The sequence below is a fragment of the Kitasatospora sp. NPDC092286 genome, from assembly GCF_044755565.1.
Taxonomy (GTDB): Bacteria; Actinomycetota; Actinomycetes; order Streptomycetales; family Streptomycetaceae; genus Kitasatospora.
This window is the reverse complement of sequence record NZ_JBIVRD010000051.1, coordinates 46,106-54,725: the sequence shown is the minus strand read 5'-3', so window position 1 is coordinate 54,725 and position 8,620 is coordinate 46,106. Positions and strand designations below refer to the sequence as shown.

The window sequence follows — 8,620 nt, the reverse complement described above, 5'->3', positions numbered from 1 at the left end:
CCAAGAAGCAGTAGCCGACCGAACCCCCGCAGCCAGCAGCCCTCTCCCCAACCTCAACTCGAAACGGACATCAACTCTCGAACCGCCCTCTCAGAAGCTGTTGTCTTTTCGGGTGGGGGCGCCGTGTTCTCGCTGGTCAGGCATAGGGTCAGTGGTTCTGTGGGAGTCGTGGCCTGCCGGGTTGTCGTTGAGTGGTGGTCTGGGTCAACGCCTCCAGGTGGCGGCCTGGTGCAATTACTGATGACGGACAGGAGGGTTTAGGTGAATGTTTCGGTGGCGTCCCTTGTCGAGCTGCTGAATGTTCCGGGTTCCGGTGCGGGCTACGAGGTGCCCTGGAATGGTTCACTGGTCGAGGTCGGATTGGAGTTTCCGGCCGACTATCAGGATTTCATCAACATGTTTGGCCGAGGCGCCATCGGCGGTGAACTTTGGGTTCATTCACCGCTGACTGCAGGGCCGGTCGGATGGGCTTCCGGTGGATTCGCGCGCATGGTTGCTCGTACGATCCTTGAAGTTGGTCCGATGTTCAATGGGCTGCGTGCGAGCTATCCCGATCTCTTCCCGTATCCGATGTTCCCGGATCCTGGCGGGCTGCTTGAGTGGGGTTGCAATTACAACGGGGATCGCTGCTTCTGGCTGACGGGCGATCCAGATCCTGATCGGTGGCCGGTGGTTGTGTGGTTCCGGGGGGCGCCCGCGGCCCGGGCCTGGTCGAAAGCGGACGGGGGCATGGCCGAGTTCCTCGTCCAGGTGTTGTCGGATCCGACTTCCGACCTGCTCGCATCCGCGGAGGACAGAACGGTCTGGGTCCCTGACGCCGGGTAGGCGACGGCGGCGCGGTGTTCCGGATCGTCGGCGCTGCGTCCTGCCTGCCCACCAGGGCCGCGGCTTGGGCCGGTGCATCATGGTCCACCTGATCTCGGTGGGGTGCCTGGCTGTAGTTGGTGTCTGGTGAAGTGTCGGAGGTTCTCGGGTGGTTGGCGAGGGTTGGTCTGTGGCGGGGTTGTTGGTGTGGAGGTCCGGGTGTATCGATGGTGCTTGCCGGGCCTGGTGCTTGGCGGGTCTGGTGTGATGCGGTGGTTGTTCGGGTCTGCGACGGGTCGGCGGTCGTCGTGCTGGTCGGCCGTGCTGACGGGTTCGTTGTCGGGGCGCGGTGGGTCGGTCGGAGGGTGGGGTCGGTGATTTCGCCGGTGGTGGGCGGTAAGTCCTCGTTCGTGAGCAGGTGTTCGGTCAGCGGGTGTCTGCCCGTGTGGGTGACGGCGTCGGTGAAGGTGGTGTCCTGGTCGTGGATCAGGGCTGTCGCAAAGTCGTGTGATCTGGTGGGTGTGCTGGGCCGAAGTGGCTTCGACGCCATGTCCGTTGCTCCCTTCCGGTGTTACTGTCGCACCATGTCCAAGATCGAGATTGATGCGATAACCGCCGAGTTCTTCGGGGCTTTCGACAACCGCGGCGGCGAGGTCGCGGACGTGAGCCGGATCCGTCGGCTGGTCATTTCGGGTGGTGTGATCGTGCTGACCGGGCCGAAGTACACGGTCTACACCGTGGACGAGTTCATCGAGCCGCGCGAACGCCTGCTCGCCGGCGGGCGGTTGGTCGAGTTCTCGGAGTGGGAGACCTTCGAGCGGACCGAGATCGTGGGCGACATCGCGTCGCGCTTCGGCGAGTACCGTAAGGCCGGCGTTCTGGACGGCGAGCCGTTCGAGGGTGGCGGGACCAAGACCATCCAGTTCGTCCGCACCCCGGAGGGCTGGCGGATCGCGGCGTTCTCCTGGTACGACCAGCCCTGAGCGCAGCAGCCCGTGGGGCCTCACTGTTCTAGTTTCGACGGGGGCGAACGCGGTCCGGGTGATCGCCCGCAGCCCCTCGATCCCCAGGCCCGTCGCTGCCGGGGCTGTTGAAGCCGCCGTGTGGCGGGCTCTCTCGCTGTCCATGTCTGTCTGTGTCCGTTCCTCTTGCGTTCCGGCACGAGGGGGGTGGGGCCCGGCCCGTTCAAGGTGCCCGCACCTACGGGCAGGGCCCCGTCTGGTGTGCCGCCCGGTTGTGACGGACGGCTGGTTGCCGCTGGTGCCGGCGCGGTACGGCGCCCGCGCTCGCGGGGGTGTGGCCCCCAGGGGTGCCACAGCGCTCTTCCACGACCCGGCCGGTGACGAGCCGGGGGTTGGTACCCGGTGGCCCGCGTGAGCACCAGCGGGCCACCGGGGGTCTGTCCGCGGCGGCGGGGCCGCCGGGCCGGAGCCGGACCGTATGCGGAGGCCTTCGCGGCCTCCCGCACGTCCCGCATGTCCCGCATGTCGGCACGGTGTGGACCGATCAGCTCATCGACCTTGACCTTCACGAACTTCTCCAGCAGGTCCACCAGGCCCGCCAGGTCCTCAGGGGCCGGTGCCAGGTCGGCCGTGTCCTCCTCCCGGCGCATCCGGTCGAACGCGCGCTCCTCACGCCGGTCGAACGACCGCGCGGTGTACCGGCCCCGGGCTGCGGCCGGTACACGGGCCGCTCTCGGCCGGCCGGCGACCCGCTCACGCGGCGGCCACCGGGCGGTGCAGCGCCGCCCGCCGGTGGAACGCCCGCACCTGTGGCAGCGGCCGCGGGCCGGCCACCCGCCGGTGGGCGTCGGGCGCGAGGATCCGCGGGCCGGGCCCGGTGCCGACCGATGTCGCCGCGGCCCCGTACCGGTGGGAAACGGGTCCTCCAGTTCCAGGGTGAACCAGACCGTTTTGCCTCCGCCGACCAGCTGCTTCCAGCCGAAGTCGGTGGCCAGTGCCTTCACCAGGGCCAGGCCGCGCCCGCCGGAGTCGATGTCAGCCGCCTGTCGGACCTGCGGTGTTCCGTTGCCGGGGTCGGTCACCGAGGCCCGGAGCGCGCCGGTGTCGCCGGCCTCCACCTTGATCGGCAGGTCGTCGACGCCTTTCCCGTGGGACAGCGCGTTGGTGACCAGCTCGGAGGTGAGCAGCGCGACGTCATCGGCCTCTGACGGTCCCCGCCCCCGGTTCAACGGTCACGGTCTGGCGCAAGAGGTGCGCCGGAGTGTGCCTGTTGCCATGATGTGCCCGTCCCGTGTACGCCCGCGTGCACGGGACGGTGCCTTCTGTCGGCGCCATGTAGTTCTGAAACCGCCAGTTGTGATCACGGGCGGCCTGGGTGTCCACCGGGGGCGTCCAGCAATGCCGGGCTGATGCCGAGTCGGGGAGGGACCTGGGTGTCGTTCTCATCGAGGGTCTACTCGACGGGGTTCGGGTCGGTGGTCCCGCCAACGTGGAGTTCTTCCGGGCGAAGTTCAGGCAGGTTGCGGCCGAGGCCATGAGCGTCGACGCATCGCTCCGCTTCATTTCCGACCAGAGGGGCAGGCTCAAGGCATGATCCACGTCAGTAACGCCGCTGCGGCCGGACTGGAGTTCAAGAAGTCCAGCTACAGCGGCAACAACGTCGACTGCGTCGAGTTCGCTACTCCCGGCGAAGCGGTCTCGTACGTGCGTGACTCGAAGGACCCCGGGGGTCCGGCGCTGGTTCTCACCGCCGGGGCCCGTGCGGCTTTCATCACGGCTGTTGCCGCGGGCGAGTTCGGCTTCGGTCTCGTCTGACGGTCCCCGCCCCCGGCTCAACGGCCGCGGTCCGGCGCAAGAGGGGTGCGCCGGACCGTACTTGGGGCTGGTCCACTGTTCACGGCCGCGGTCGATCCGCAGGACCAGCAGCATGCCGAGCCCCCTCTTGGGTGACCATGGCCGAGACCTCCCGACGGGTGTGCTGCTGGTCCTGGCCGACGTCCTCCTCGGCCGCCCGCGCAGCCCCGGGCACGGTGCGGGCCGGTGCGGTGACCGACCGGAACCCTGCGGCGGGGTTTCCGCCGCCGTGTTCTCCCGCGCCGTCCGTGGTCATTTCCCGCCGGTGCGCGGCGCCGCCTTCGTGTGGTGGACCAGGAGCCGGGTCGGCAGCTCGGTCAGCCGGCCGCGTTCGGCCGGGCTCAGGGGGCACGTCGTCCTGTGCCTCGTTGAACGCGCAGCAGACTCCTCTGGCGCGCTGCCACTTCATCGTGAGAGAGCCCGGTGGGTGCGGGAAGGCGCAAAAAACTATTGCCGATCACACGGTTACGCCGATTATAGTTCGCTGGCACGTGTGATCCCTGTAGGATTCGGGTCTCGGTGGCAGTGGTGCATTCGAGCGGGGAGAATGTGAGCGAGGCGCTGGACCGAGTGCGGGGGATTCCGGGGGAGCCCGCGCACGTTCCGGCCCGTCCGCCGTGGGGGCCGGCGCCGACAGGCCGATAGCTGCGCAGCGGGAGCTGGTCCGGGTGCATGAAGCAGGTCTCATGGACAAGGCCGGCCTCTATCGCTGGAGCCCCAGGGTGAACAGCTGGACGATGGTGAAGAGGAAGTGAGTGCCATTCCCGCCGAACTCAATGTGACCGACCGGCGTCAGTTCAGCCTCGTCGACTACCGGCACGGCCACACCTGCGCCGTGATCCGCGGATTTCCGGAATTGGACGACGACACTCCCGGGGGTTCTCCGGTGCGGGTTCTCGACCTGTTCTTCGCGGGTGTCGAGCGCATCTCGTGCTGGAAGGACATGGGTCCGATCCACGTCCGCCGCGCTGACGACCGTGAACGGGCCGACCTCGAACACCGAATCGGAGAGATCGGGCCGAGCGGCGACGTCTTCCTCCTGGAGCCAGGTTCCGTCGAGAGCTACGTCATCGCGATGCGGCTCTACTGGGCCGAGTTCGATCTGCCCTACGGGGCGGTCAGTCCGCTCGCTTCCGGTGATCCGGAATACCGGTTGTCCCACCCCGCCGTCGACGGCGTGATCAAGCAGTCGGACTGACCCGCAGTGCCTGTGGTGCTCCCTCCGGAGACTCCCGGAGGGAGCACCATTCGTTCCCTTCCCCGACCGGACGCTGACGCCGGATCAGGTGTTCGCCCCCCGACGTAGGCGCGAAGCCGACCGCCTGATCAAGCGCCCCGACTCGAAGTACTCCCTCCGAACCAGGGGGCAGGTGCGTTGGCCCACTCGGAAGGCATCAGCGAAGATCCTCCCCCTGCGCTCGGGCGACATCGCGCATACGGGGCGGCGGTGTCCCGGAATGGACAATCAGTGAGAACGGCCGTCCCGGGGCGGCCGGCCCGTTGACCCGTCACACGATTTCGATGTCCTTGACCTTCGGCGGACGGTTCGGGAAGGAGATGTCGGTCCACCGTGTGATCTTCACCGAATCGCCGTTGTCGTCGTAGTAGATCAAGTCGTTGTTCCCCGTGGAGATCCTGTCGACCCACCACCCGCCGAAGGAGGTCCTTCCGCCGTTCGCGTAGCAGTCCACGCTCTGGCGGCCGCCGTCGTGCGACCAGATCTTCAGGAAGTCCTCCCCGCCGCGGCACTCGACATGGTCGATGGCGAAAGCGTTGCCGGTCGGCACGGTCAGGGTGAACGCGGCGGCCGCGGCGAACGCCACGGCCATGGAACGCGCGACCTTCTTCGTTTTTGAGATCACAAGTTCTCCTTGATTCGAATGCCGAACGGGGAGGTCACTTCGCAACCGGCGTGGGCGGCGTCGTGTTGAAAAGCATCTCAATGACCGCTGCAGTGCGGCCATCACGTCTCGTTTCGTGCTTACACCAACGACGATCCTGTAGGACCGCTGTGCACGGCAATCCGCTTGCGGTCCCCGGCTGAAATCCGCCCCAGAATGTCCGGATCGGTTCTGATTGGGGGAGTTGGCATGATTCGAGCATGATTGCCGGTGACCGTGACTGCCGCCGTTGTGCGGCGCCGGACGACGCGATCAGCGAGGCCGCCCGGGCGCCGGCACCCGGGTGGAGACCGGACGGGGACAGGTGGAGGAACGGGTGGAGACCCGGGCGCGGGCAGTCCACCCACGGGTCCAAGCCACCGCCCCGTCCACCCCCTACCGTCCGAACCATGCCCCAACTCACCCACCGTACAAGGCCGTTCCGCCCCCGCGCGGCGACCGCAGCCGCCGCGGCCGCCGCCGCCCTGCTGCTCGCCCCCACCTGCGCCCCGCCCGCCGCCGCGGCCACCGCGCCCGCCCGCACCGCGCCCGCCCGTACCGCGCTCGCCTGGGGCGCCTGCCCCGCGCCCACCCCCAACGCCAACGGCACCGTCACCCCCAGGGACCCGCGCCAGCAGTGCGCGAGCCCGCGCGTGCCGCGCGACTACCGCCACCCCGAAGCCGGCTCCATCACCCTGGAGATCTCCCGCATCCGCACCGCCACCCCCGCCCACCGCCACGGCGACCTCCTGGTGGTCCCCGGCGGCCCCGGCGGCTCCGGCCTCGACCACCCCAGCCGGATGGCCACCCAGCTGCCACCCGCCGTCCTCGACCACGACGACCTGATCGGCCTCGACGAACGCGGCATCGGCAACAGCACCCCCGTCGCCTGCGGCCTGCCGCCCGCCGACCGCTCGGCCGCCCTCGCCTACCCCTTCCCCGCCCCGGACGGCACCATCACCGCCAACCTCGCCCACGCCCACCGCGTCGCCGACAGCTGCGCCGCCCGCACCGGCGGCTACCTCGCCGACATCACCACCGCCAACTCCGCCCGCGACCTCGACCGCGTCCGCGCCGCCCTCGGCGACCCCCGGATCTCCTACCTCGGCACCTACCTCGGCGAGGTCTACGCCACCCTCTTCCCCGCCCGCACCGACCGCGTCGTCCTGGACAGCGTCGTCGCCCCCGGCGGCGAACGGCAGGCCCTCGGCCTGCTCGGCCAGGGCGCCGAGGACGCCTTCCCCGACCTCGCCGCCTGGCTGGCCGCCCACGACAGCACCCTCCACCTGGGCGCCGACCCGGCCGCCGTCCGCGCCACCTACGACCGCCTCACCGCCCGACTCGACACCACCCCCCTCGTCCTGGGCGACGGACGCGTCCTCACCGGCAACGCCCTGCGCACCGTCACCTACGCCACCCTCGTCTCACCCGCCTACTACCCGACCGCCGCCGCCGTCTGGCAACGCGCCGCCGCCACCCCGCCCACCACCCCGGCCGCCACCCCGGCCGCCGCCTTGTCGGCCGCCGCCGACGGCCCGGCCGGCCCCCTGCCCAGTGTCGTCCCCGACAACTTCATCGCCGCCCAGGACGCCGTCCTGTGCGGCGACACCCCCTGGCCCCGCGACAGCGCCTACTACGCCGCCCGCACCGCCGCCGACCGCATCCGCCACCCGCTCACCAACGGCATGCCCGGCAACGTCTGGCCCTGCGCCTTCTGGCACTACCGCCCCGCCGAACCCCCGGTCCGCATCACCGGCGCCGGCCCCCGCAACATCCTTCTCCTGCAGGACCTGCGCGACCCCGACACCCCCCTCACCGGCGCCCGCCGGACCCGGCGCGCCCTGGGCCACCGGGGCGCCCTGCTCACCGTCGACGCCGCCGGCCACGGCGTCGACTTCGCCGACCCGCGCGTCCGCGACCCGCTGACCGCCTTCCTCCTCACCGGCCGGCTCCCCGGCTGACCCCCGACCCGGCTGACCCCGGACCCGGCTGACCCCCGACCTGCCGTCCGCCCGCGGTCCGGGACACCGCCGTGCCGCCCCGGCGCCCACGTCCCGCGCGCTCCACGTCCCGGGCCCCGTCCCACGAACCGGCCCACACCCCCCGTACCCTGGGCGAACCGCCCCTGACCAGCGCACCCGCACCCGCGCCCGGGGGCACGGGCCCCCGGCCACCGTGGCCGGGCGGTGACAGACGGACCGTCGCGCGAGGATGGGCAAGGATGCAGTTCGACGACCAGGGCGACCTCGACACCTCACAGGTCGACGACCGGCGCGGAATCCCCGGCGGGAAGATCGCCATCGGCGGCGGCGCCGTGGGCCTGATCGCGGTCCTGTTCGCCGTCCTGCTCGGCGTCGACCCCGCCGTCCTCGGCCTCACCGACGGCACCTCCGGCTCCGGCTCCGCCGCGGGACCCCGCACCGCCGGCGAGGTCCAGAAGACCTGCAAGAGCGGCGCCGACGCCAACCGCCGCCAGGACTGCCGCATCGTCGCCGTCACCAACAGCCTCCAGGACTACTGGCGCGCCGAACTGCCCCGCCACGGCACCGCCTACCGCCCCGCCGAGACCGTCCTGTTCACCGACCGGGTCTCCACCGCCTGCGGCCCGGCCACCTCCGCCGTCGGCCCCTTCTACTGCCCCGGCGACCGCAAGGCCTACGTCGACCTCGGCTTCTTCGACGAGCTCTCCACCCGCTTCGGCGCCCGCGGCGGCCCCTTCGCCGAGGCCTACGTCATCGCCCACGAGTACGGCCACCACATCCAGAACCTCACCGGCACCACCCAGAAGGTCGGCGGCGACCGCCAGGGCCAGAACAGCGCCTCCGTCAAGCTCGAACTCCAGGCCGACTGCTACGCCGGCGTCTGGGCCCACCACGCCACCACCACCCCCCAGCCCTCCACCGGCCGGCCCCTGATCAGCGCCCTCACCGACCAGGACATCGCCCAGGGCCTCGACGCCGCGGCCGCCGTCGGCGACGACCGCATCCAGAAGCAGGCCACCGGCCGCGTCGACCCCGACACCTGGACCCACGGCTCCTCCGACCAGCGCAAGACCTGGTTCACCACCGGCTACCGCACCGGCGACATGGCCCGCTGCGACACCTTCGCCCAGCGCTGACC

General features: G+C 70.6%; 8 protein-coding genes. 6 read left to right on the top strand and 2 right to left on the bottom strand.

Going from position 1 to position 8,620, the window contains the following annotated elements; all coding sequences use genetic code 11:
• Positions 1-261 precede the first annotated feature (261 nt).
• Both ACIQIB_RS34880 and ACIQIB_RS34875 read left to right on the top strand, forming a co-directional pair.
• The gene (locus tag ACIQIB_RS34880) at positions 262-825 is read left to right on the top strand and encodes a hypothetical protein (RefSeq protein ID WP_400762943.1); all 564 of its coding nucleotides are present in this window, start codon (positions 262-264) and stop codon (positions 823-825) included.
• A gap of 563 nt (positions 826-1,388) precedes the next feature.
• Positions 1,389-1,787: a DUF4440 domain-containing protein gene (locus ACIQIB_RS34875; protein ID WP_400762941.1), complete on the top strand. Its 399-nt coding sequence runs from the start codon at positions 1,389-1,391 to the stop codon at positions 1,785-1,787.
• 20 nt (positions 1,788-1,807) lie between these two features.
• On the opposite strand, the gene ACIQIB_RS34870 is transcribed toward ACIQIB_RS34875, so the two are convergent.
• Complete coding sequence (locus ACIQIB_RS34870) at positions 1,808-2,995, bottom strand: ATP-binding protein (protein ID WP_400762939.1); 1,188 nt, start codon at positions 2,993-2,995, stop codon at positions 1,808-1,810.
• A gap of 361 nt (positions 2,996-3,356) precedes the next feature.
• Here ACIQIB_RS34870 and ACIQIB_RS34865 point away from each other — a divergent pair, with 361 nt between their 5' ends.
• Together ACIQIB_RS34865 and ACIQIB_RS34860 are read left to right on the top strand one after the other, a co-directional pair.
• Positions 3,357-3,581, top strand: coding sequence for a DUF397 domain-containing protein (locus tag ACIQIB_RS34865; protein WP_400652587.1), 225 nt, complete (start codon positions 3,357-3,359; stop codon positions 3,579-3,581).
• A 790-nt stretch (positions 3,582-4,371) separates the two neighbouring features.
• Positions 4,372-4,818, top strand: a complete 447-nt coding sequence (locus ACIQIB_RS34860) for a hypothetical protein (protein WP_363606114.1) — start codon at positions 4,372-4,374, stop codon at positions 4,816-4,818.
• Between the two features lie 310 nt (positions 4,819-5,128).
• Here ACIQIB_RS34860 and ACIQIB_RS34855 read toward each other — a convergent pair whose 3' ends face one another.
• Positions 5,129-5,482 carry a beta/gamma crystallin domain-containing protein gene (locus ACIQIB_RS34855; RefSeq protein WP_363606113.1) on the bottom strand — a complete coding sequence of 118 codons (354 nt, stop codon included), beginning with the start codon at positions 5,480-5,482 and terminating at the stop codon, positions 5,129-5,131.
• 428 nt (positions 5,483-5,910) lie between these two features.
• Here ACIQIB_RS34855 and ACIQIB_RS34850 point away from each other — a divergent pair, with 428 nt between their 5' ends.
• Both ACIQIB_RS34850 and ACIQIB_RS34845 read left to right on the top strand, forming a co-directional pair.
• On the top strand, positions 5,911-7,461 hold the full coding sequence (locus ACIQIB_RS34850) for an alpha/beta hydrolase (protein WP_400762937.1): 1,551 nt from the start codon (positions 5,911-5,913) through the stop codon (positions 7,459-7,461).
• A gap of 260 nt (positions 7,462-7,721) precedes the next feature.
• The gene (locus ACIQIB_RS34845; protein ID WP_363606110.1) at positions 7,722-8,618 is read left to right on the top strand and encodes a neutral zinc metallopeptidase; all 897 of its coding nucleotides are present in this window, start codon (positions 7,722-7,724) and stop codon (positions 8,616-8,618) included.
• Positions 8,619-8,620 lie beyond the last annotated feature (2 nt).